Source organism: Nonomuraea sp. NPDC049695, assembly GCF_040674955.1.
Classification (GTDB): Bacteria; Actinomycetota; Actinomycetes; order Streptosporangiales; family Streptosporangiaceae; genus Nonomuraea; species Nonomuraea helvata.
In genome coordinates this window covers 62,426-83,061 of record NZ_JBFANV010000047.1, presented here as the reverse complement: position 1 = coordinate 83,061, position 20,636 = coordinate 62,426, and the positions used below count along the sequence as shown (strand labels likewise).

The 20,636-nt window shown below is 71.1% G+C and carries 24 protein-coding genes; 11 read left to right on the top strand and 13 right to left on the bottom strand.

Features of this window, described 5'->3' with window-relative positions:
• The coding region (locus tag AB0J64_RS33500) for a hypothetical protein (RefSeq protein WP_364035901.1) at positions 1–183 on the top strand (183 nt) is incomplete at its 5' end.
• Between the two features lie 23 nt (positions 184–206).
• Here AB0J64_RS33500 and AB0J64_RS33495 read toward each other — a convergent pair.
• Positions 207–554 carry a hypothetical protein gene (locus AB0J64_RS33495; RefSeq protein WP_364035898.1) on the bottom strand — a complete coding sequence of 116 codons (348 nt, stop codon included), beginning with the start codon at positions 552–554 and terminating at the stop codon, positions 207–209.
• Between the two features lie 82 nt (positions 555–636).
• On the opposite strand from AB0J64_RS33495, the gene AB0J64_RS33490 reads away from it, so the two are divergent.
• On the top strand, positions 637–1,227 hold the full coding sequence (locus tag AB0J64_RS33490; protein WP_364035895.1) for an alpha/beta family hydrolase: 591 nt from the start codon (positions 637–639) through the stop codon (positions 1,225–1,227).
• Between the two features lies 1 nt (position 1,228).
• Here AB0J64_RS33490 and AB0J64_RS33485 read toward each other — a convergent pair whose 3' ends face one another.
• Both AB0J64_RS33485 and AB0J64_RS33480 read right to left on the bottom strand, forming a co-directional pair.
• Positions 1,229–1,420, bottom strand: coding sequence for a DUF5999 family protein (locus AB0J64_RS33485; RefSeq protein ID WP_364035892.1), 192 nt, complete (start codon positions 1,418–1,420; stop codon positions 1,229–1,231).
• Positions 1,421–1,621: 201 nt separating this feature from the next.
• Positions 1,622–2,182, bottom strand: a complete 561-nt coding sequence (locus AB0J64_RS33480) for a TetR/AcrR family transcriptional regulator C-terminal domain-containing protein (RefSeq protein WP_364035890.1) — start codon at positions 2,180–2,182, stop codon at positions 1,622–1,624.
• A 113-nt stretch (positions 2,183–2,295) separates the two neighbouring features.
• Here AB0J64_RS33480 and AB0J64_RS33475 point away from each other — a divergent pair, with 113 nt between their 5' ends.
• Positions 2,296–2,694, top strand: a complete 399-nt coding sequence (locus tag AB0J64_RS33475; protein ID WP_364035888.1) for a hypothetical protein — start codon at positions 2,296–2,298, stop codon at positions 2,692–2,694.
• A gap of 344 nt (positions 2,695–3,038) precedes the next feature.
• On the opposite strand, the gene AB0J64_RS33470 is transcribed toward AB0J64_RS33475, so the two are convergent.
• From AB0J64_RS33470 to AB0J64_RS33460, 3 genes are all read right to left on the bottom strand, one after another.
• Positions 3,039–4,370, bottom strand: a complete 1,332-nt coding sequence (locus AB0J64_RS33470) for an RNA polymerase sigma factor (protein ID WP_364035886.1) — start codon at positions 4,368–4,370, stop codon at positions 3,039–3,041.
• 174 nt (positions 4,371–4,544) lie between these two features.
• Positions 4,545–4,847 carry a hypothetical protein gene (locus tag AB0J64_RS33465; protein WP_364035884.1) on the bottom strand — a complete coding sequence of 101 codons (303 nt, stop codon included), beginning with the start codon at positions 4,845–4,847 and terminating at the stop codon, positions 4,545–4,547.
• 43 nt (positions 4,848–4,890) lie between these two features.
• Entirely contained in the window at positions 4,891–6,042 is a 1,152-nt protein-coding gene (locus AB0J64_RS33460; RefSeq protein ID WP_364035883.1) for an AMP-binding protein, read from the bottom strand.
• Positions 6,043–6,090: 48 nt separating this feature from the next.
• Between AB0J64_RS33460 and AB0J64_RS33455 the strand changes: the two genes are divergently transcribed.
• Positions 6,091–7,017: an o-succinylbenzoate synthase gene (locus AB0J64_RS33455; protein WP_364035882.1), complete on the top strand. Its 927-nt coding sequence runs from the start codon at positions 6,091–6,093 to the stop codon at positions 7,015–7,017.
• Positions 7,014–8,678, top strand: coding sequence for a 2-succinyl-5-enolpyruvyl-6-hydroxy-3-cyclohexene-1-carboxylic-acid synthase (menD, locus tag AB0J64_RS33450; RefSeq protein WP_364035881.1), 1,665 nt, complete (start codon positions 7,014–7,016; stop codon positions 8,676–8,678). Before AB0J64_RS33455 ends, menD begins: the two co-directional genes overlap by 4 nt.
• Before the next feature lie 15 nt (positions 8,679–8,693).
• Here menD and AB0J64_RS33445 read toward each other — a convergent pair whose 3' ends face one another.
• Both AB0J64_RS33445 and AB0J64_RS33440 read right to left on the bottom strand, forming a co-directional pair.
• The gene (locus AB0J64_RS33445; RefSeq protein ID WP_364035910.1) at positions 8,694–9,593 is read right to left on the bottom strand and encodes a 5'-3' exonuclease H3TH domain-containing protein; all 900 of its coding nucleotides are present in this window, start codon (positions 9,591–9,593) and stop codon (positions 8,694–8,696) included.
• A 35-nt stretch (positions 9,594–9,628) separates the two neighbouring features.
• Complete coding sequence (locus AB0J64_RS33440; RefSeq protein ID WP_364035879.1) at positions 9,629–10,846, bottom strand: SpoIIE family protein phosphatase; 1,218 nt, start codon at positions 10,844–10,846, stop codon at positions 9,629–9,631.
• Between the two features lie 142 nt (positions 10,847–10,988).
• Between AB0J64_RS33440 and AB0J64_RS33435 the strand changes: the two genes are divergently transcribed.
• The 3 genes from AB0J64_RS33435 to AB0J64_RS33425 all read left to right on the top strand — a co-directional run bounded on the left by AB0J64_RS33435 (position 10,989) and on the right by AB0J64_RS33425 (position 13,800).
• Complete coding sequence (locus AB0J64_RS33435) at positions 10,989–12,098, top strand: Xaa-Pro peptidase family protein (protein ID WP_364035876.1); 1,110 nt, start codon at positions 10,989–10,991, stop codon at positions 12,096–12,098.
• Between the two features lie 294 nt (positions 12,099–12,392).
• On the top strand, positions 12,393–13,148 hold the full coding sequence (locus AB0J64_RS33430) for a protein phosphatase 2C domain-containing protein (protein WP_364035873.1): 756 nt from the start codon (positions 12,393–12,395) through the stop codon (positions 13,146–13,148).
• Positions 13,105–13,800 (top strand): AAA family ATPase, encoded by a 696-nt coding sequence (locus tag AB0J64_RS33425; protein WP_364035870.1) that lies wholly within the window; start codon positions 13,105–13,107, stop codon positions 13,798–13,800. Before AB0J64_RS33430 ends, AB0J64_RS33425 begins: the two co-directional genes overlap by 44 nt.
• On the opposite strand, the gene AB0J64_RS33420 is transcribed toward AB0J64_RS33425, so the two are convergent.
• The gene (locus tag AB0J64_RS33420) at positions 13,728–14,375 is read right to left on the bottom strand and encodes a helix-turn-helix domain-containing protein (RefSeq protein ID WP_364035867.1); all 648 of its coding nucleotides are present in this window, start codon (positions 14,373–14,375) and stop codon (positions 13,728–13,730) included. The two genes, AB0J64_RS33425 and AB0J64_RS33420, sit on opposite strands and share 73 nt — an antisense overlap.
• Before the next feature lie 119 nt (positions 14,376–14,494).
• On the opposite strand from AB0J64_RS33420, the gene AB0J64_RS33415 reads away from it, so the two are divergent.
• On the top strand, positions 14,495–14,782 hold the full coding sequence (locus AB0J64_RS33415) for a DUF4287 domain-containing protein (protein WP_364035864.1): 288 nt from the start codon (positions 14,495–14,497) through the stop codon (positions 14,780–14,782).
• A gap of 22 nt (positions 14,783–14,804) precedes the next feature.
• Here the strand turns inward: AB0J64_RS33415 and AB0J64_RS33410 are convergent, their stop codons facing one another.
• On the bottom strand, positions 14,805–15,215 hold the full coding sequence (locus AB0J64_RS33410; protein WP_364035861.1) for an AAA family ATPase: 411 nt from the start codon (positions 15,213–15,215) through the stop codon (positions 14,805–14,807).
• A gap of 1,291 nt (positions 15,216–16,506) precedes the next feature.
• Between AB0J64_RS33410 and AB0J64_RS33405 the strand changes: the two genes are divergently transcribed.
• The gene (locus AB0J64_RS33405; protein WP_364035858.1) at positions 16,507–17,304 is read left to right on the top strand and encodes a maleylpyruvate isomerase family mycothiol-dependent enzyme; all 798 of its coding nucleotides are present in this window, start codon (positions 16,507–16,509) and stop codon (positions 17,302–17,304) included.
• 301 nt (positions 17,305–17,605) lie between these two features.
• The gene (locus AB0J64_RS33400) at positions 17,606–18,145 is read left to right on the top strand and encodes a LuxR C-terminal-related transcriptional regulator (RefSeq protein WP_364035856.1); all 540 of its coding nucleotides are present in this window, start codon (positions 17,606–17,608) and stop codon (positions 18,143–18,145) included.
• Positions 18,146–18,161: 16 nt separating this feature from the next.
• On the opposite strand, the gene AB0J64_RS33395 is transcribed toward AB0J64_RS33400, so the two are convergent.
• The 3 genes from AB0J64_RS33395 to AB0J64_RS33385 form a co-directional block, all read right to left on the bottom strand.
• Positions 18,162–18,611 (bottom strand): carboxypeptidase-like regulatory domain-containing protein, encoded by a 450-nt coding sequence (locus tag AB0J64_RS33395; RefSeq protein WP_364035853.1) that lies wholly within the window; start codon positions 18,609–18,611, stop codon positions 18,162–18,164.
• A 5-nt stretch (positions 18,612–18,616) separates the two neighbouring features.
• Complete coding sequence (locus AB0J64_RS33390; protein WP_364035850.1) at positions 18,617–19,198, bottom strand: sigma-70 family RNA polymerase sigma factor; 582 nt, start codon at positions 19,196–19,198, stop codon at positions 18,617–18,619.
• 73 nt (positions 19,199–19,271) lie between these two features.
• Complete coding sequence (locus tag AB0J64_RS33385; RefSeq protein ID WP_364035847.1) at positions 19,272–20,609, bottom strand: S8/S53 family peptidase; 1,338 nt, start codon at positions 20,607–20,609, stop codon at positions 19,272–19,274.
• Between the last annotated feature and the right edge of the window lie 27 nt (positions 20,610–20,636).

The following is a 20,636-nucleotide window of genomic DNA, read 5'->3' as shown; positions in this document are numbered from 1 at the left end:
GGCCCCGAACTGCTCGGCCCCGAACTGCTCGGCCCCGAACTGCTCGGCCCCGAACCGGGGCCAGGTCTGGAGTTTCCCGCCATGCCTTGGAGCAGCCCCAGGCGTGTCTCCGCGCCGCCAGCGCAGCGTGGCGCGGAGACACGCCTGGCCACGTGCGGAGCACTGCGGGCGGCACTCCCGTGACCCCCGCCGAGTGCCCGCACGGATCAGTTACGGCGCATGACCGCCCCGGCGGCGGCCACGTTGATGATCACGATCGCGATCCACGTGATGGTCAGCCCCGTCAGCCCCGCGTAACCCGCCGCGACGGCCGTCAGCGGGATGCCGATGCCCATCGAGCCCAGCGCGATCGGGATCATCGCGCGGCCCGGGGTGCTCTTCTTGCGCGGTGTGGCGCCGTGGTAGTCAAGTTCGGCCCGTACGCGGGCGGAGATGGTGGCGTCGAGGCGCTCCACGAACGACTCGACGAGCGCGGTTTCGTACTCGGGCCCGAGATCGCGGCGGGCCTCCAGGGTGGCGCGCAGCTCATCCCGGATAGGGCGCGTGTCTGGCATGAGAGTAATCATTCATCGCGTTCGGCGCGCCGTCATCCGACCTGAGAGCTAATGCGGCATCCTCCCCAGGTACGGTGCTGCCATGGAGGTCATGACCCCGCGAGGGCCGGCACTCGTCCACATGGACGAGGTCGCGGATCCGCGGCTGCTGCTGGTGCTCACCCACGGGTCGTCCGGGGGAGTGGACGCCGTCGACCTGCTGGCCGTACGGGATGCCGCCCTGAAGGCGGGGGTCAGCGTGGCGAGGGTGACGCAGGCGTTCAGAGTGGCGGGGGCGCGGGCGCCGGGCTCGGCCGCCAGGCAGGACGAGGCCTGGGAGATCGTCCTGAAGGAGCTGCGTACGCGCCGGCCCGGACTGCCTGTCGTGCAGGGCGGGCGGAGCAACGGGGCGCGGGTGGCCTGCCGCACGGCCAGGGCGGTCGGCGCGGCCGCGGTGGTGGCGCTGGCCTTTCCGCTGCACCCGCCGGGGAAGCCGGAACGCTCCAGGGCCGACGAGCTACGCGGTGCCGGGGTGGACGTGCTGGTGGTCAACGGGGACCGGGACCCGTTCGGCGTGCCGGACGCCGCGGACGCCGCGCGCCTGGTGGTGCTGCCGGGGGAGGGCCATGATCTGAAAAAGGACCCCGCCCGGGTGGGCGAGGTCGTGGCGGAGTGGATCGTCCACTACGCGTAGGTCACGCGGCGCCGACGACGGGCCGGTGCGGTTCGATGGCGGCGCCGCTGGGAAGAAGCTCCCCGGTGTCCTCGAACAGGACGACGCCGTTGCAGAGCAAGCTCCACCCCTGCTCGGGGTGGCAGGCGAGAGTGCGTGCCTTGTCGCGGTCAGGCGCCTCGGCGTCCGGACAGGCCGGGTCGTGCGGGCACATCGGCGTGCCTCCGATATCTCGTGGGACGCTCCCGTTTGGAGGGTCGGGAGCCGGCTCGGGTAGTTGTTCTGGTAATTGTGCGACATCTGTCACACTCTCGGGCATAGCCCGTTGGGACCCGTTACGGGTGATTTGCCCGGTCGTGTGACCTTCGACACAGCGTGCCTTATGCAGGATAACGGGCCAAGCGCGACACGCGCACTACGTTTGCAATCCCTTGAGCAGAGCGTCGAGCCCGCGCTCGAAATCCACATCGGCTCTTTCGTCACGCCTGACCCACTCGTCAACTTCGGGATCGGCCCAGCCTGACTGCTGCACCTCGACGGCCACGCTCCCGAAGACGAAGGCCCGCAGCGCCCGTACGGCCTCCGCGGCCTCAGGCAGACCGCCTTCGGTGAGTTGCTCCGTCTGCTCCCGGATGGCGAGGGTTGTAGCGCCTTTGGGGGGCTTCGTCAGGGCTAGTGCGAGTACGCCCGGATGGTCGCGTAGCAGCTCCCGCTCCGCCCTGCACCAGGCCTTGGCCGTCTCCTGCCACGTGGACTGCTGCTCGACGTGGACCGTGGTCACGTGCTCGGCCAGGGCGTCCATCAGCGCCTCCTTGCCCCTGGGCAGGTGGTGGTAGATGGCCATGGCCTCCACCTGCAGGGCGTCGCCCAGGCGCCGCATGGTGAGCCTGCGCAGGCCCTGGCTGTCGGCGATGTGGAGCGCGGCCTCGATGATGCGCTCGCGGGAGAGCGGGACGGGCGGTCTCTTGGCGGGCATGGAGATCATCTTACTTCGTAAAGGGCCCTGCGCCGGGCCGATTTCCCGCCGTGTCGCGGGACGGCGTACCCTTGGCGGTTGTATGAGTACCGGCTGTTGAAGGGGCAGGGTCGATGGCGTTTTTCCGTCCGCGGGTGAGCCGTGAGGCCGAGGTTCGCTACCACGCGGACCAGGAGATCTCCAAGAGCTACCCCGAGTTGCTCGAGAAGGCCCGTCAGGCCGAGCAGACGCTGCGCGAGCTGCGGGCCGCCGCGGTCGACGAGATCGAGCTGCTGGCGGCCGGGCGGGAGTTCGACCGGACGCTGACGGACGCGCTGCGGGCCGCCGAGGCGGGGCAGCGGGCCACGTTCGGGGTGAAGGCTTACGACAACCGGATCGCGCGCCGCAAGGCCAAGGCGACGCCTGACGGGTCCATGTGGACGGCGGAGGTCGATCGGCTGCGCACGCTGCGCGAGGACAACCGGATGTGGGGGATCCCGCGCGTGCCCAGGCCGGTGCCCGCGAGCCACTGACCCCAAGGTTTCACAAGAGCCCTTCACGGGGCCCGGTTGCTGTGGGCGTCCTGCGGCCCGTAGATATGGGCCGCGGCGCTCTGTCTGGGCGGCTGGCCGGTCGGAGGCCGGGCGCCGTTCGTGTTGCGCCGGCTCCCTCCGTCGCGCGTCTCGCCGACGCGGCGCCTGGAAAGGCGGGTGCGTTCGGTGGAGCCGATGGCGCGTGCGCCCCGGGCCCGACGCGACGGCATGTGAGCGTCCGGCACGGCCGCCGGGTCAACGCCGGGCGGCGCGGGTGTGCTGGAAGCAGACAGGGCGAAGCCCCGGCACATCCTCCCTCGTTGTGCCGGGGCTTCCCCAGGTTGTCAGCTGGCCCAGTCGAGCAGCGGACGGGTGTTGCTCGGGTGGCGGAGCTTGGAGAGGGACTCCTTCTCCAGCTGGCGGATCCGCTCCCGGGTCAGCCCCAGGTGCTTGCCGATCTCGTCCAGCGTGTGCGGCTTGCCGTCCACCAGGCCGAAGCGGAGAGCCATGATCTTCGACTCCCGGGGCGAGAGGTTGTCGAGGACGCCACGCAGCTGGTCGCCCAGCAGCTGGCGGTCGACGATCTCCGAGGCCTCCGGCGAGTCCACGTCCTCGATGAGGTCGCCGATGGTGGTCTCCCCGTCCTCGCCGATCGTCGCGTTGAGCGAGATCGGCTGGCGGCTCGTCCGCAGCAGCTCCTCGATCTGGTCCGGCGTCTTGTCGAGCTCGATGGCCAGTTCCTCGGGCGTGGGTTCGCGCCCCAGCCGCTGGTGCATGTCACGCTCGATGCGCGACAGCTTGGACAGCATCTCCAGCACGTGCACGGGCAGCCGGATCGTACGGGCCGAGTCGGCGAAGCCGCGCTGGATGGCCTGCCTGATCCACCACATGGCATAGGTGGAGAACTTGAAGCCCTTGGTGTAGTCGAACTTCTCCACGGCCCTGATCAGGCCCAGGTTGCCCTCCTGGACCACGTCCAGCAGCGACATGCCGCGGTCGGTGTACTTCTTGGCGACCGACACCACGAGCCGGAGGTTGGCCTCCAGCATGTGGTCCTTGGCCTGCTTGCCGTCCTCGACCACGAGGAGCAGGTCCTCCCGGTAGGAGGGGGACAGGTCCGGGTCGGTCTCCAGCTTGTACTCGGCGTACAGGCCCGCCTCGATGCGCCGGGCCAGCTCCACCTCCTGCGCCGCCGTGAGCAGCGTGCGCCGGCCGATGGACTTGAGGTAGGTGTGCACGGAGTCGCCCATGACCGACTGGGTGTCGTCCAGGTCGATCTGCTCGTTGTCGAGATCGACTTCCTCGGCGCTCATCGCGAGGTCGTCGGGGACGTCCTCCTCGTGCTCCGGCTTGGGCTCGGACGGGGTCACGGCCCTGGCGGCGGCTGCGGTGACGGTTTTTGCCTCGGCTGCCTTGCGGCCGGTAGTCTTTGCACGCGCAGGCTTCCTGGAGGCCTTCTTGGGGGCGGTCTTGCTGAGAGACGGCTCGTTCTCGGCGGCCAGGCTCACGCCGCTCTCCGAAAGCTCGCGCAGGATCGTGCGGCCTTCAGAAGGGCTGATGCCGGCCTCCGTGAACGCGTCACGCAGTTCCGCCAGAGAAAGGTGACCCTGGGCTCGCCCTCGTTCAATGAGCTGGTCGAGAGTCGTAGGTGGGGTCGCTACGGCGGTTCTGGGCATGAGGACACCTCCTCCGTACGGAGTCGAAGCGATCAGGCAGGTTGTGGTGGGGCGGCCTCTGTCTGTCCGCACGGCGCACCAGTATCAATAACGCCAATCGCCGTCATTTGTTCCCGGGGGGACGAAAAAGGGGCGGATCGCCCATAGGGCCGAACCGCCCCTCCCCCCTGAGTCTTATTCCCGGACCTCGACCTCTCCGGCCGAGACCACCGGCATGGGCATCGGCTGGGCGTCCTGCATGCGCTGGTCCGTCCAGTAGTCGATGACGGCGCGCGGGTCGGGGTTGACGTCGTGGGAGACCACGACGTCGTCCTCGCTGGTCGTCGGGAACGGTGACGCCTTCTCCACCACGGCTCTGGTCTCCTTCGCGACCTGGTCGAGCTTGCCCGCGGAGGCGGCCGCCGCGATCGAGGCGCCTCCGGCGACAATCACGCCGACGACTGCCGCGGATGCCCACATCTTGCGGGTCTGGTCCATGAAGGCTCCCTCCTTCTCCCCAATTTGACGCAGCCGCAACTCATCAGGTTCCTGCCCGAAGCCGTACCAAATCGGTCTTACCGTTCGGCAGCAGCGGGAGCTGGGGTACCAGGCGAAGATCGCGGGGAGCGGCGTGAGGGGGGAGCCTATCGCGGCAGTACGCCCGCAATTGTGGAAGCGTCGGGGGTGTGTCGGGGTTGGCGGGGACCACGACGGCCGTGACCAGCTCGCCCCATTCCGGGTCCGGCGTGCCGATCACGGCGGCGTCGGCCACCTCGGGGTGGGTGCAGAGCACCGTGGCCACGGCGTCGGCCACGACCTTCTCGCCGCCGGTGTTGATCACATCGTCGGCCCTGCCCAGCACGCGGAGCCGCCCGCCGGTCAGCTCGCCCAGGTCGGAGGTGCGGAACCAGTCGCCGTCGAACGGAGCATTATCCGGCTCACTGAAGCGGTAGCCCGAGAACAGCACAGGCCCGGCGATCCTGATCAGGCCGTCCTCGCCGATCTTGAGATCTACATTGTAAAGGGGCCGGCCGTCGTACACGCAGCCGCCGCTGGTCTCGCTCATCCCGTACGTCGTCACGACCCGGGCGCCGAGGTCACGGGCCTGCTCCACCAGGCCAGGGCGGGGAGCCGCGCCGCCGAGCAGGATCGTGCGGAACACCGACAGGTCCGCCCCCAGCTCGACCAGCCGGTGGAGCTGGGTGGGGACGAGGGAGACGTGGTGGGCTCCCGAGCGAAGGACCTCGTGCGGGTCGAACCTGGCGTGGATGATCGGCTCGCTCTCCGACAGCAGGGCGCGTACCAGGACCTGGAGGCCGGAGACGTGGGAGACGGGCAGGCAGCACAGCCAGCGCTCGCCCTTGGAGGCCTCCAGGCGGCGCAGGGAGGCCGCGGCGGAGGCACGCAGCGCGGTGGTGGAGAGCAGCACGCCCTTGGGCGCGCCGGTGCTGCCGCTGGTGGCGATCACGACCGCCACGTCGTCGGGGACACCCCAGCCGTCGCTCTGGGGCGCGCCGTCGACGTGGGTGGGACGCAGCGCGGTGACGGCGGCCTCGGAGTGGCCGGGCGTCAGGGGGAGGACGGCCGGCCCCTCGCCCGACAGCGCGTCGCGAACGGCCCTGAACAGGGCGGGGCCGGGAGGCTGCACAATGGCATGCAGCGGACGGTCCGGATGCGACGGGTTCCTCCACATGCTCGTAAGGTTAGTGGCGACAGGTCGGATTGAGGCGCAGGGAGGGTCGTGACGCGTTCTCCCGTGGTCTTCCGCATCCCCATGCGCACTCGATTCCGTGGGCAGACCGTCAGGGAAGGCGTGCTGCTGCACGGTCCCGCGGGGTGGGGGGAGTTCTCCCCGTTCCCCGAGTACGGCCCGCGCGAGTGCGCCCGATGGCTGGCCTGCGCCCGTGAGGCGGCGTTCGAGGGGTGGCCCGCGGCGGTGCGCGACAGCGTCCCCGTCAACGCGACCGTGCCCGCGGTGGGGCCCGAGCAGGCGTACGAGATCGTCCGGCGGTCGGGGTGCGGCACGGCCAAGGTGAAGGTGGCCGAGCGCGGTCAGACGTTCGACGACGACGTGGCCAGGGTGGAGGCCGTGCGCGACGCGCTGGGGCCGGGCGGGCGGCTGCGGGTCGACGCCAACGGCGCGTGGGACGTCGACGAGGCGGTGCGGCGGCTGAAGCGGCTCGACCGGTTCGACCTGGAATACGCCGAGCAGCCGTGCGCCACGCTGGAGGAGCTGGCGGCGGTGCGGCGGGCGTGCGACGTGCCGATCGCGGCCGACGAGTCCATCCGCAGGGCCGAGGACCCGTTGCGGGTGCGGGCGGCGGAGGCGGCCGACATCGCGGTGGTCAAGGTGCAGCCGCTCGGCGGCGTGCGCGGCGCGCTGCGGGTGGTGGAGGCGTGCGGGCTGCCCGCGGTGGTCTCCAGCGCCGTGGAGACGTCCGTGGGGCTGGCGGCGGGGCTGGCGCTGGCGGCGGCGCTGCCGTCGTTGCCGTACGCGTGCGGTCTCGGCACGATGGCGTTGCTGGCGGGCGACGTCGTGGACGATTCGCTGACGCCCGTGGACGGGCGTCTGGCGGTCCGGCGCCCCTCAGTCGATTTTCAGCATTTGTCGGCTTTTGAGATTGAATCTCCCCAGTGGCTTCGCCGGATGCAGGAGGCGTCACTTTGAACCCCGCTACCGCGCTGGCCACGGTGCTGGTCGACGAGCTGGTGCGCTGCGGCCTGACCGACGTGGTGCTGGCGCCCGGCTCGCGCTCCGCCCCCCTTGCACTGGCCCTGCACGCCGAGTCGCGGGTGCGCCTTCACGTACGCATCGACGAACGGTCGGCGTCGTTCCTGGCGCTGGGGCTGGCCAAGCGCTCCGAGCGGCCCGTGGCGCTCATCTGCTCGTCCGGCACAGCCGTGGCGAACTTCCACCCGGCCGTGATCGAGGCGGGCGAGTCGGGCGTTCCGCTGCTGGTGCTGACCGCCGACCGGCCGCCCGAGCTGCGCGGCACCGGCGCGAACCAGACGATCGACCAGATCAAGCTGTTCGGCACAGCGGCCCGGTGGTTCGCCGAGGTCGGGGTGCCCGAGGACCGTCCCGGGCAGGTGGCCTACTGGCGTTCGCTGGCCTGCCGCGCCTACCAGCGCGCCATGGGCCCGTCCGACCCCGGCCCCGTCCACCTGAACCTGGCCTTCAGGGAGCCGCTGATCCCCGACGGCGACACCTCGTGGTGCGAGCCGCTCGACGGCGGCGCGAACGGCCCGTGGGTGCGGGTCAGGGTCGCGCCCCCGCCGGTCGCCCTGCACCTCCCGCCGACCAGGCGCGGCGTGCTGGTCGTCGGCGACGGCGCGCCCAACGTGCGCCGGTACGTGGCAGCGGCCGGCATGGCGGGCTGGCCGGTGCTGTCGGAGCCCAACGGCGGCGGCCGCTACGGCGACCACGCCATCTCGACCTACCACTACCTGCTGGGCACGCCGGAGTTCGCCGACACGCACCGGCCCGACGTGGTCGTGACGCTCGGGCGGCCGGGGCTGTCCAGGCCGCTGCTGTCGTGGCTGAAGCGGGCGGAAGAGCACATCGTGGTCTCGCCCGACCTGGGCCGCTGGCCCGACCCGACCCGCTCGGCCACGCAGGTGGCGCAGGCCGTGGAGATCCCGGTCGCCGCCGGCGACGACTCGTGGCTGCACGCCTGGCGGCAGGCCGACCTGGCGGTCAGGTCGGTGATGGACGCGGTGCTGGACGTGTCAGGCACGAGCGAGCCGCGCCTGGCGAGAGACCTGGTCGACTCGCTGCCGAACGGCGCGCTGCTGTTCTGCGGCTCCTCGATGCCGATCCGCGACCTGGACCAGGCGATGCGGCCGCGGCGCGGCATCAGGCTGATGGCCGGCCGGGGCGCCTCGGGCATCGACGGGGTGGTGTCCGCGGCGATGGGGGCGGCACTGGCGCACAACGGGCCCTCGTACGCGCTGATCGGCGACCTGTCGTTCCTGCACGACCAGAACGGGCTGATCCTCGGGCCGCGCGAGCCCCGGCCCGACCTGTGCTTCGTGGTCGTCAACAACGACGGCGGCGGCATCTTCTCCCTGCTGCCCCAGGCGGCGGTGCGCGACCCGTTCGAGCGGGTGTTCGGCACGCCGCACGGGGTGGACCTCGCCTATGTGGCGGCCGCGACGGGCACGCCGTACCGGCTCCTGGAGGACGTCAGCGACCTGCCCAAGGCGCTGCGCGGGGAGGGGCCGCGCGTGGTGGAGGTGCGCACCGACCGCGAGGAGAACGCGCTCGTGCACGCCCGCCTGCGCGAGGCCGCGCAGGATGCCGTCCACGCCTTCCTCGCCGCCCGCTAGGCCCCCGGTGGGGCCTCAGGACGTGGCGCCGAGCGCGTCGAGGAGGCGGTTGAGCGGGCTGTCCAGGCCGTACCGGTCGGCGAGCCGCACCAGCGCCTCCGGGTCGCGCGGCTTGGCGGGCAGGGTGAGGTCGGCCGGCGGCAGCGGCGCGTCGGGGGCCACCTCGACGACGGCGGGGGCGGCGCTCAGGTAGTCGCGGGCGGCGGCCAGCCGGGTGCGGCTGCCCGCGGGGAAGCCGTCGGTGGCGCCCGCGTCGAGGGCTTCGAGCAGGGCGTCGAGCGAGCCGAAGCGGGTGATGAGGGCGGCGGCGGTCTTCTCGCCGACGCCGGGGACGCCGGGCAGGCCGTCGCTGGGGTCGCCGCGCAGGGTGGCGAAGTCGGCGTAGGACCGGCCGGGGATGCCGTATTTGGCGGTGACGAACGCCTCGTCCACGATCTGCAGGTTGCGGATGCCGCGGGCGGTGTAGAGGACGCGTACGGGGCGGGCGTCGTCGACGAGCTGGAACAGGTCGCGGTCGCCGGTCACGATGTCGACGGCGCCCGTGGCCTGGTGGGTGAGGGTGCCGATCACGTCGTCGGCCTCGTAGCCGGGCGACTCCAGGCGGGCGATGCCGACGGCGTCGAGCACGTCCTGGATGACCGCGATCTGCGGGACGAGCGCCTCCGGCACCTCTTCGGCGTCGCCCTGGGCGACGCGGTGCGCCTTGTACGTCGGGATCGCCTGGACGCGGAAGGCCGGCCGCCAGTCGGCGTCCATGGTGGCCGCCAGCGCGGTGGGGGAGTGCTGGCGGACGAGGGTGGCGATCATGTCGATGAGGCCGCGTACGGCGTTGACGGGGGAACCGTCGGGGGCCTTGATCGACTCCGGCACGCCGTAGAAGGCGCGGAAGTAGAGCGATGGGGTGTCGAGAAGCATCAGCACGCGTCTATGGTCGCACCCCTGACGAGCCGTTACCCGGTCTGCCCGGGTATGGCCACCGCCAGCAGGCAGGCGTCGTCCTCGGGATTCGGTCCGCCGATGTCGGCGAGGAGGTGGTCGAGCCCGGCGTCCAGGTCACGGGCGGGCACGTCGCGGGCGGCCGCCAGGACCAGGTCGAGGCCGACGTCGATGTCGCGGGTGCGCCGCTCGACCAGCCCGTCGGTGAACATCAGCAGCAGGTCCCCGGGCAGCAGGCGGGTGGTCGCCAGCTCGTACGGGCGCTCGGAAGCGGCGCCGAGCAGCACGCCGCGCGGCTGGGCGAGCTGGCTGGCGACCCCGTCGCGCACGAGGATGGGCGCCAGGTTGCCCGCCTGACCCCAGGCGAGCACGCGCGTCTCCGGGTCGAGGTGGCCGATGATCGCGGTGGCGGTGGTCTCCTTGAGCTGGTGCAGGACGAGGTCGTTCAGCCAGGCCAGGAGCCGGTGCGCGGGCTGGCCGGTCATGGCCAGGCCGACGAGGGCGTGGCGGAGCTGGGCCATGCGCGCGATGGCGGGCAGGCCGTGGCCGGAGACGTCGCCGATGGCCAGCAGCAGCCGTCCGTCGTGGGCCGGGGCGGCCTCGAACCAGTCGCCGCCCAGGTTCGCGGTCTTCTCGGCGGGCACGTACCGGACCGCGACGTTGGCGTGCGGCAGGTCGAGGCCTTCGGCGGAGTCGGGGAGGATGGCCTCGCGCAGGGCGAGTATGACGTGGCGTTCCACGGCGGCCTGCTCGCGGGCCTCCAGGAGCTGGCGGCGCGACTCCGACATCATGCGCTCGGCGCGGCGGCGGCCGGTGATGTCCTGGATGACGCCGTGCAGGCCCACGGGGCCGCCGGGGGCCATGAGCGGCTCGAGCACGACGCGCAGGTCGCGCAGCTCACCTCCACGCCGGATGCGGAACTCCGCCTGGACCGGCTCGACGCCTTCCACGGCCGACCACAGGAGCCGGCTGAGCGTGCCGACGTCGTCGTGTTCGACGTGTTTGGCCAGGTCGGGCAGGGCGATCGGGCCGTCGGCCGGGTCGCGGCCGAAGATCAGGTACACCTGGTCGGACCAGATCGTCTCGCCGGAGTGCATGTGCCACTCCGCCCAGCCCATGTTGCCGAGCCGCTGGGCGTGCGCCAGCCGGGCGGCGAGCTTTTCTGCGTCGCTGTCGCGGCTGTCGTGGTTGTCGTGGCTGAGCAGCTCGGCCGCGCCTATGACGTCGACCATGGTCTCACTCTCAAGTGCAGTCGAACTGGACAATTGACCCCACACTACGTGATCAACTATGAACGGAGTGTAGTGATGGGCTGCCGTGTTGTGAGAGCTTTTCGCGGATTTTAGGGGCCGGGGTCCGAGTAGATTATGGGCTGTGACGTCCTCAGACTTGTATCCCGTGTCCCGTCTCGCCGCCGTTCAGGAGGCCACCGCCAAGGCCGGTGTCGACGCCCTGCTGCTGACCCCCGGGCCCGATCTGCGTTATGTGAGCGGATATGAGGCCAAGCCGCTGGAGCGGCTGACGTGTCTTGTGGTGCCCGCCTCCGGCGAGGCGTACATGATGGTGCCCCGCTTGGAGCTGCCCGCCGCGCAGGCGTCGCCCGCCTCGCGGCTGGGGCTGGAGTTCGTGGCGTGGGACGAGACCGACGACCCGTACGCCGTGGTGGCCGCCCGGCTCGGGAAGGTCGGCAAGGTGGGCCTGGCCGACCGCATGTGGGCCATGTCGTCGCTCCGCTTCCGCGAGGTGCTGCCGGAGGCCGAGCAGGTGCTGGCCGGCACCGTGCTGCGCGAGCTGCGCATGCGCAAGTCGGCCGCGGAGGTGGCGGCGCTGCGCGAGGCCGGGGAGGCGATCGACGCGGTGCACCGGCGTGTGCCGGAGTTTCTTCGGGCCGGGCGCACGGAGCGCGAGGTCGGCAGGGACATCGCCGAGGCGATCCTGGCGACGGGCCACGCGACGGTCGACTTCGTCATCGTCGCCTCGGGGCCGAACGGCGCCAGCCCGCACCACGACGTGTCCGACCGGGTGATCCAGGCGGGCGAGCCGGTCGTGGTCGACATCGGCGGCCAGCTGCACAACGGCTACTGCTCGGACTCGACGCGCACGTACAGCGTCGGGGAGCCGCCCGCGGACTTCGCCGCGTACTACGAGGTCCTGCGCCGGGCGCAGGACGCGGCCTGCGCGGCGGTGCGGCCGGGGGTGTCGTGCGAGTCGATCGACGCGGCCGCCCGCGACATCATCGCCGAGGCGGGCTACGGCGACTACTTCATCCACCGGACCGGGCACGGGATCGGGATCGAGACGCACGAGGAGCCTTACATCGTCTCCGGCAACGGGGCGCCGATGGAGCCGGGCTTCGCGTTCTCGGTGGAGCCGGGGATCTACCTGCCCGGCCGGCACGGGGCCCGTATCGAGGACATCGTGGTGTGCACGGAGGGGGGCGCGGAACGCCTCAACAACACGCCCCGCGACCTCGTCATCGTCTAGGCGCACCAAAGGCGGCCCACCCCTTGACCGACGAGGTGGTGGGCCGACCGAGGCCTCCGCACCGGCTGCCTTGTGCGCCCTGCGGGCTGAGGAGGCGGCTATGACGACGAGTAGGAGCACCGCGACCACCTGATGTGCGCCCTGCGGGCGACTGCGGAACGCGTTGGGTGAATCGATTTGCCGTCCTGGACGGTCTGGCTGAGGGCCGGCTGCCGGCGTGGGAGGTGGCCGTCGTAGGGCGAATCGCACGCGATGGGGCGTGGCGGTGGACGCTGGTGTGGCACAGTCGCTCTCATGTTCGCGGAGGTTGCCCACGCCAGCAGGCCCGGATCCGACCGGCCCAACGAGGACCTGGTGATCGCGGGGCCGTCGTGGATCGTCGTGCTCGACGGGGCCACGGCGGCGGCCGGGGTGGACAGCGGGTGCGTGCATGACGTGCCGTGGTTGGTGGGGCGGCTCGGGGGCGCGCTGGCGGCGGAGCTGTCGCGGTCGGAGACGTCGTTGTCCGGCATTCTGGAGGCGGCCATCGAGGCGACCGTCGCGGCGCACTCCGATGCTTGCGACCTCGGAAATCCCGACTCGCCGTCCGCGACGGTGGCCATGGTGCGCAGCGTCGAAGGTCGTGTGGAGTACCTCGTTCTGGGGGACGCGCCGGTCGTCTTCGCGCTGGCGGACGGCGGGGTCCGGGTGGTGAGCGACGACCGGCTCGAGGGGCTGCCGGGCGGACGGCCGTACACGGTGGAGCTGGTGCGGCGGATGCGCAACGCGCCCGGCGGATTCTGGGTGGCGGGCAGCCGCCCCGAGGCGGCCCGGCAAGGGGTGTGTGGCGCCGTGGCGGACGTGCGCGGGGTGGGGGTGCTCACCGACGGGGTGTCGCGGCTCGTCGAGTGGTACGGGTGGAGCTGGGGCGACCTCGTGGCGGCCCTGGAGGGGAAGGGGCCGGAGGCGGTGATCCGGGCGGTACGGGAGCTCGAGAGGACCCGGGGACCGGTACGGGGCAAGCGGCATGACGACGCCACCGCCGCCTGGGGGCGGGTCGGCCACATGTGACGGCGGTTGTGGTCGCGGTGAGCCTGAACCCGGACGCGCGGCTTCGCGCGGCGGTGTATCAGGTGCCGTTGCCCGCGCTCTGGGAGGGCGGGGAGTGCTCATGTTCGTCGGCAGGACGGCGGAGCTCGCCCTGCTGCGCGCGGAGCTGCGGGCGGCGCGCACGGGGACCGCCAGGAGGGTGGTGGTGGTCGAGGGGCCGGAGGGGATCGGTAAGACGGCGCTCGTCCACCACGCCATCATGGGGGCCCTCATGGGGGACACGGGCGTGCGGGTGCTGGCCGCCAGTGGCGAGGAGGGCGAACGGCAGCTCAGGCTCGGCGTCCTGCGCCGGCTCACCGATGAGGCGGCTGCTCAGGCAGGGCTCGACCTGGGTGTAACTTTCGCCGGTAAGTGGCCGAGGTTTCCTGCGCTATTTGGCCGGGAGCGGGTGTGTCCAGTCAGTGACCGTACAGACCCACCGCCAGCAGACGGAGCGGATCGTGCGCGGGCACTCCGGAAAGAGTGGCGTCACCGAGGCCAATCTCGCCTGGCGGCTTCAGCAAGGGGCAAGGCGGAACGGCAGCATGACCTGTCTGTTGATCAGAAGTGGAACATCTCGGCGAACCGGCTGAGAAGCGCCGGATCACCTTCCACACGCACGCCGCCGTCGTGAAGTACTTCGTCTGGGGTCTTGCTGCCATTCATGAGTTCGCGGATTGGGTGGCCGGTCAGCCGTTCGATGACAAGGTCGGGTGCGGGGTGCTTGCCGGTGCCGACCGTCAGTTCCCCGTCGGTGATCTGCAGCCGGAGCGTGAAGTCGCCCATGCGGACCTCGTAACCGACGGTGACATTCTGGGCTGCCTCCGGCCGGTAGGTGGTGCGGAAGGACATGGCGATCGATTCGGCGGTGATGACTTCACCGGGGCGAGGTTCGATCATCGTGCGTGCGCCCCAGCGGCCCAGCGCGATCAGCGCCGATTCGAGATCGCGTCCGTAGTCGGTGAGCTCGTAGACGACTGCGCGTTCGGGATGTGGCAGCGCGCGGCGGGTGGCCAGGCCTGCCCCTTCGAGCTGTTTGAGGCGGGCCGAAAGGATGTTGGTCGGGATGGCGGGCAAGCCTTTTCGCAGGTCTGTGAAGCGCTGGGGCCCGGCGAACAGGTTGCGGATGATCAGCATGCTCCATCGTTCGCCGACCATCTCCATCGCGCGGGCCAGGCCGCAGAACTGTCCGTACTCTCGAGACGCCATGGTGCAGATTTTAGCCCATACTTCAGTTGACAAATCACACTTGCAAAAGACAAGCTTGCTGCTCGCCAGGCTGCAGAGTCGGCGGCCACGAGAGTGATCCCCACAGAACGGAGAAACGCATGTCGTTCCAGGCCTACCTCGACAACATCGAGGACAAGACCGGACTGACACCACGTGAGTTCATCGCTTTGGCGAAAGAGCGCGCCTTTGACGACCCGTCCACGAAAGCTGGAGCGATCGTCGACTGGCTGAAGCGGGACTACGACCTTGGACGTGGATACGCGATGGCGTTGGTGCATGTGATCAAAAAGGGTCCGAAGATCGACGCCAAACACGTCGGCAGTTCGGGTTCCCATCGCGACGAGACCGACATGCTATGGCTGGACGGCAAGAACAACCGGCCTTGACAAGCCGACCCAGCTACCCCGTTCAGCACCATGCTTGAAGCCCGAGCCGAAGGCCAGCCGGCTTGGCCTTCGGTCCAAGGCTCGGGTGAGCGACCTCGCCCCACTGGGTTTCAGGATGACCACGAAAGATCAGATTGCAACAAACCCGAACCGGGGAGAGAACGATGCCAGGCATGCCGATGAGGATGAGGCCGATGCCGGTGCGGTCGTGGTGATCGCGAAGCTGTTCCAGGGCAGCGGTCTTGAGCCGGTCTGCTTCATCGACAATCAAGAGTTCGGCACCGCCATGCAGACCGGTGCCGTAAAAGCGCAATCCACGGGGCAGCTCCAATGCAACGATTACGATGACGGTGGGAACAACGTGACGGTCACGGCCCAGAACGCACTCGTCAACTACCTCATGTGTCCCGAAGCGCAGTCGGCCACCGAGCACTCCCGAAACCCGAGCTGATCGCGCGTCCCCCGCACGGAAGGCCCCAGGGTTCGGGACCACCCGCTCTGAACCTTCGATTGAGAAGGCTCTCACCTGGCCGAGCGCGCCAGGCAGGAGGTCACTCCGCCCTCGCGGGCATGATGCAGAGCTCCCTCACCTCGTCGTAGCGGCGCCGCACCTTGCCCAGCACGTCCACCACCGGCTCGTTGCAGGGTGTTGAGGTACCGGACGACCACCATGTACGTAACCCCCCCGGTCCAGAAGTCCGAGGAGTACCGGTTACGGTCCGCGAGGACGGTGTACCCGGGGTCGAGGAACGCGCGGACAGTCGTTAGCGCCAGACCAGATTCAAGCAGGCCGGGACGTCATGACGATCGGGGGCCGGGAGCCTGGATTCGGCTCAAACACGGCGGGATAAGTCCGGCGCGATAACGATCATCAACGCGTTCCGACAGGTCGTGCCGCTCCATATCTCCTCTAAATCAACCGAGCGAGCCAAGATCCATCTCAGCGCCCGGGCCGACACCACCCGCTACCGAGCCAACTCGGTGAGCAATAGTTTCGGGACTTTCGCGAGGTCCGGGCCGCGAAAACGACTCATCGTCCAGAGCTCGGTACAGCGTGGAGCGTCTGCTCCGGCCAAATAACGCCGAAATCCTCGGCCATCTACCACCGAAAGTTACAACCTGGGGGCGGCCGTGTCAGCTCCGCAGGCGGGGCCGGAGCCTGTCCGGACGGCGGCAAGAGTGCCCTTCCGCTGGACGTGCGGGGCTTCCAGTCGCGCGGAAGCCCCGGCGGGGGCTCCTCCGGCTATCAACGGTTCGCATGGCTGAAATGACTGTCTTCCCAGTTCGTGACGTTTGTTCCATTGCAACAGCGATGCCTTGCGGTGGAAGCTCGGGTCGCCGGGTGGCTGGTGTCCCCGGCCCCCGCCGGCGCCCAGCGGCGCTGGACCCGCCGGACCCGGCCCGGCCGGTTCTCCTGGCGCGACATGAACTCCCGACCCGACCGGTCCTCCCCCGCCGTCGTGACCTCCGCGTCCATCACATCGAGCGGCAGCATGACCGCGCGCACCGGGTGGACGTCACGTCGCCGAGGTGCCCCGCCGCGCGGCGAGGCCAGAGCACCCACAGGCACGACGCCGGGCGTACCGCCACCACCAGCGTCCTCGCAGTAGTGCGCAGCCTGTCACCCGAGCGGTGGGAGGCGAGGACGACGTCCGCAACAGCCAACCGGCGGCGACTGTGAAAATCGCTGTCCGATCACCGGAGCACGGTGATAGACATTCGGCGTGGAAAAGCATCTTGAGTTCCCTGACCTGCTGCGACTGATCGATGAACGGTCGACCGCCTTCCGCGCCGCGGTCGCCGCCGCGCCCAGTCTCGACGCACAGGTGCCGACCTGCCCCGAGTGGACGCTGTTCGATCTGGTGAAGCACCTGGGTGGGGGAGACCGTTTCTGGGCCGCCATCGTCGGCGCGGGGCCTGCCGACGCTCCCCCGGCCGAGGCCACCGCTGCGCGCGCCGCTCTGGAAGTGCCGCGGGAGCGTGAGGCCCTGCTGGCCTGGCTGGCCGCGTCGACGCAGCTTCTGCTGAGCGCCCTGCGGGAGGCGGGCCCGGACGCTGGCTGCTGGGCGTGGTGGAGTGCCCTGCAGACGCCGCGGACCTCTGGCGGAGTCGCCCGGCACCGGGTCCAGGAGAGCGCGGTGCACACCTACGACGCCCAGCTCGCCGCGGGCGCCCCGCAGCCGCTGCCGGCCGAGGTCGCCCTCGACGGTGTCGAGGAGTTCCTGTTCACCTGCGTCGCGACGCCCAGCGCCTGGCCGCACAAGCCCACGGCCTTCGACTTCCACACCGCCGAGGGCCGCTCCTGGCGCCTCACGGTCGACGGCGACGGCGCACGCTCCACCCGCATCCCCGCGCCCACCGCCGCGCCCGGCGAGGACTCGGACGCAGCCGGCGCCTCCATCCATGGCACGGCCAGTGAGTTGGTCCTCTACTTGTACGACCGTATCCAGGCCGACTCCTTGCACGTTGACGGAGACGCGGGGCTGCTCGACCTGCTCCGCGCCTGGGAGCCGGAGGAGTAGGACGTAGCAGGGGCGGTTGGCCGCGCCTGACAGGTGCCGGTTCCAGGTGGCGGCGGCCGCGGTCGTCCAGCGGTCCATGACGCCGGCGTAGTCGTCGCAGGTGAGGTCGGCGGCGGGCCGGTCGCTGGCCGGGGCGGTCAGGCGGGTGAGGATCTCGGTGTAGCTGGCCCGGGTGGTCGGGGTCGGCAGGGAGGCGAGGAAGGCGGCGGAGGATCCATGCGCCGCCGGGCAGGTGGTCTGCGACGTCATCGACGCTCTCCAGGCGCCGGGGGCCGCTGGTAGTGCTGGTCGACGACGCGCAGTGGGCGGACGGCGCCTCGCTGCGGGCCCTCGGTTAGGTGTTGCGGCGGGTGCGGAGCGGCTCAGGCTCGGCGGGCTCCTGCTCGCCGCCAGGAACGTTCCAGCCAGGGCGGAGGAGAGCTTCATCCGCGCGCTCGCGTTGGTGGAGGGGGCGAGGCCGCTGGAGGAGGCCCGCGTGCTGCTCGATCTCGGCAGGCTGCTGTGCCGCACGGGCAGGCGCAGAGCAGCCGCGGAACGGCTCGGCGCCGCCCGCGCCATCTTCGAACGGCTGGGCGCGCGCCCGCTCCTGGGCCGTTGCGCGCACGAGCTGGAGGCCTGCGGGCTGGAATCCCCGGCCACGGTACGGCTCGGCCTCACGCCGCAGGAGCTCAGCACCGCCACGCTCGTGGCCGGCGGCCTGACGAACCGGCAGATCGCCAGAGAGCTGCTCATCAGCGTCAAGACCGTCGAGTACCACATCGGCAAGATCTACCTGAAGATCGGGATCGGCTCCCGGGTGGCGCTGGCCGCCAAGCTCGCCGCGTACGGCCAGGCAGGTTAGAGCCCGCGGCCACGGGTCAGACCAGGATCCAGGTGGTCACGACCGGGCCGCCGCCCTCGGGGCTGACCCGCAGCCGCAGCGGCCCCGGCGCCAGCTCGCCCGTCGTGAACCGGCCCAGCTCGTCGGCGCGCACGCGCGTACCGCCGTCGCGCCGCTGCACCATGATGTCCGCGGGCCCGCCACCCGACAGCCGCCCCACCAGCCGTCCCCCGGACACCTCCAGCTCGACCACCACCTCGCCCGCCGCGAACGTCAGCAGCCGCGCCCGCCCGGCGCCCCGGACCCGGGTCGCCGACAGCTCGTCCCACGAGTCGAACGTCAGCTCGGCCAGCTCCGCGTCCAGGGACCTGAGCGCGTACGCCCGCATCGCCTCCTCGAACAGCTCCGCCGGGACCGGGTCGAGCCGCTCGGCGGCGGCCCGGAGGCGTTCCTCGAGCTCCATTTCGCGGTCGTCCATGGAGTCCATGCCGTTCACCCCCGGATGTCGCTCACGCCGCGCCGGTTCATCAGCGCGGCCAGCCGCTTGAGGCACCGCCCCCGGTTGGGTCCGATGCTGCCGACCGCCATGTCCAGCCCGTCCGCGATCTCCTGATAGCTCGGCCGCGGCGAGGCGATGAGGACGCGCAGCAGCCGCCGGCAGCGCTCCGGCAGCTCCTCGAACGCGCTCCACAGCGCCCGCTCCCGCTCGGCCCGCTCGTCCTCCTCCTCGGCCTCCAGCAGCAGCAGCTCGGGCGAGCGCTCGTCGACGTCCATCCCGAGCAGCTCCAGGTCCCCGACCGGCAGGGCCCGGCCGCTGGTGCGCAGGACCCGCAGCGCCTCGTGCCTGGCGGTGCTGGCCAGCCAGGAACCGGCCCGCGCGGGATCCCTGAGCCTGGTCAGGTGCTCGGCGAAGCGGTACCAGGTCGTCTGGCACACGTCCTGCGCGTCGGCGGCGTTCACGAGGTAGCTCCGCGCCACGGCCCACACCAGCCCGCTGAAACGCTGGTAGAGCTCCTTCCACGCGCCCGCGTCGCCGTCCGCGGCAGCGACGACCAGAGCTGCGGTGTCGTCCACGGCGGCGGCTCCCTGGGTTCGGGCGGGATGCCCAATATATTTGGCCCGCCGCCACCAGAGCGCGAACTCGCCGTCATCTGAGCAAACCACTCAGATCCGGTACGGCCAGCCGCCCCGCCATGAGGTCCGCCGCGGCCGCCCGCGACGACACCTTCTCCTGCGACATGCGCGCCGCGACCAGCCCGGCCACGATCGGCGTGGCGAACGACGTGCCGCTCCACTCCGCCAGCCCGGTGAACGTCGCCTTGTCGCCGTCCTGCAGCGTCGCCAGGCAGGTGCAGCCCGGGTAGAGGCCCTGGTCGGAGAAGCGGCAGGTGGTGCGGTGCGGGTAGCCGTACTGGTAGGGGCCGGAGGTGAAGGCGTTGACCAGGCGCTCGCCCGGCGCGTACACCGTGACCCAGTCCCCGTGGTTGCTGAAGCAGGCCCGGCCGAGCCCGTCCTCGCGCAGCGCCCCCACCGAGATCACCACGTCGCCGGAGACGTTGACCGGCTCCGCGGCGTACGCGGCCGGCCAGAACGGCAGCGTCTCGCCGTCGTTGCCCGCCGCGGCCACCAGGAGGGTGCCCGGGTGGGCGGCCAGCTCGTCCATGAAGGCGGCCAGGCCGAGCAGCTCGCCGGCGTTCCCGGTCCGCGTGCCGGCCGACAGGGAGATGATGTCGGGCCAGCCGTGGGTGTCCATGATCCGCAGCAGGGTCTGGCCCAGCTCGTCCTCCAGAGCGGCGCCCGCGTACGGGAAGACGTTGTGGACGCGCACGTCGGCGGCGGGGGCCACGCAGCGCAGCACGCCCGCGATGAACGTGCCGTGGCCCACGTACGGCTTGATGAGGCCGTCGGCGTCCAGCTCGTCGCCGGGGGCCGTGACGTCGCCGGTCACCAGGGGGATGTCGGGGACGCCCGAGCTCTGGGCCAGCCACTGGTGGTCGAGGTAGTCGTGGACGAGGCCGGTGTCGAGGACGGCCACCGTCACGTTCTCGCCCCGGTCACGGCCGGACAGGGGCGGGTTGAGCGGTCCCGCGCTCGGGACCGGCTCGTCGCCCGGGCAGAGGTTGACGCCCGCGACGGACACGAAGTGGACGAGGCTCGACGCGATGTTCTCGCCGGCCAGGTGCTCGACGGTGCGGTGGAGGTCCCTGGAGCCGACGGCGAGCCTGCGTACGGAGCCGCGGCCCGCGTGCCTCGGCCCGGTCACGCGGACCGTGTCGGGGCCAGGCAGCAGGCCCTGGACGGCCGCGACGGCCCGGTCCGCGTCGGCGTCGCGTACCAGGACGTGGCCGTCGAGGTGGGCGAAGCGCGGCTGGACGCCGGAGCCGGGCGCGGCCCCCTCCGGGCCCGCCGCCGCCCGCATGCCGTGCGGCAGGGCGGCGTTGAGGATCTCCAGCTGCTCCCAGAATCGGGTGTCCGATGTGGCCATGTTCTCCGTCTCTCTTCGCGTGTACGT

Bases quoted from the DNA above. Each gene is read 5' to 3' on its own strand.
- AB0J64_RS33495 (WP_364035898.1), bottom strand. From the start codon at position 554: ATGCCAGACACGCGCCCTATCCGGGATGAGCTGCGCGCCACCCTGGAG.
- AB0J64_RS33490 (WP_364035895.1), top strand. From the start codon at position 637: ATGGAGGTCATGACCCCGCGAGGGCCGGCACTCGTCCACATGGACGAG.
- AB0J64_RS33485 (WP_364035892.1), bottom strand. From the start codon at position 1,420: ATGTGCCCGCACGACCCGGCCTGTCCGGACGCCGAGGCGCCTGACCGC.
- AB0J64_RS33480 (WP_364035890.1), bottom strand. From the start codon at position 2,182: ATGCCCGCCAAGAGACCGCCCGTCCCGCTCTCCCGCGAGCGCATCATC.
- AB0J64_RS33475 (WP_364035888.1), top strand. From the start codon at position 2,296: ATGGCGTTTTTCCGTCCGCGGGTGAGCCGTGAGGCCGAGGTTCGCTAC.
- AB0J64_RS33470 (WP_364035886.1), bottom strand. From the start codon at position 4,370: ATGCCCAGAACCGCCGTAGCGACCCCACCTACGACTCTCGACCAGCTC.
- AB0J64_RS33465 (WP_364035884.1), bottom strand. From the start codon at position 4,847: ATGGACCAGACCCGCAAGATGTGGGCATCCGCGGCAGTCGTCGGCGTG.
- AB0J64_RS33460 (WP_364035883.1), bottom strand. From the start codon at position 6,042: ATGTGGAGGAACCCGTCGCATCCGGACCGTCCGCTGCATGCCATTGTG.
- AB0J64_RS33445 (WP_364035910.1), bottom strand. From the start codon at position 9,593: ATGCTTCTCGACACCCCATCGCTCTACTTCCGCGCCTTCTACGGCGTG.
- AB0J64_RS33440 (WP_364035879.1), bottom strand. From the start codon at position 10,846: ATGGTCGACGTCATAGGCGCGGCCGAGCTGCTCAGCCACGACAACCAC.
- AB0J64_RS33430 (WP_364035873.1), top strand. From the start codon at position 12,393: ATGTTCGCGGAGGTTGCCCACGCCAGCAGGCCCGGATCCGACCGGCCC.
- AB0J64_RS33425 (WP_364035870.1), top strand. From the start codon at position 13,105: ATGACGACGCCACCGCCGCCTGGGGGCGGGTCGGCCACATGTGACGGC.
- AB0J64_RS33420 (WP_364035867.1), bottom strand. From the start codon at position 14,375: ATGGCGTCTCGAGAGTACGGACAGTTCTGCGGCCTGGCCCGCGCGATG.
- AB0J64_RS33415 (WP_364035864.1), top strand. From the start codon at position 14,495: ATGTCGTTCCAGGCCTACCTCGACAACATCGAGGACAAGACCGGACTG.
- AB0J64_RS33395 (WP_364035853.1), bottom strand. From the start codon at position 18,611: ATGGACTCCATGGACGACCGCGAAATGGAGCTCGAGGAACGCCTCCGG.
- AB0J64_RS33385 (WP_364035847.1), bottom strand. From the start codon at position 20,609: ATGGCCACATCGGACACCCGATTCTGGGAGCAGCTGGAGATCCTCAAC.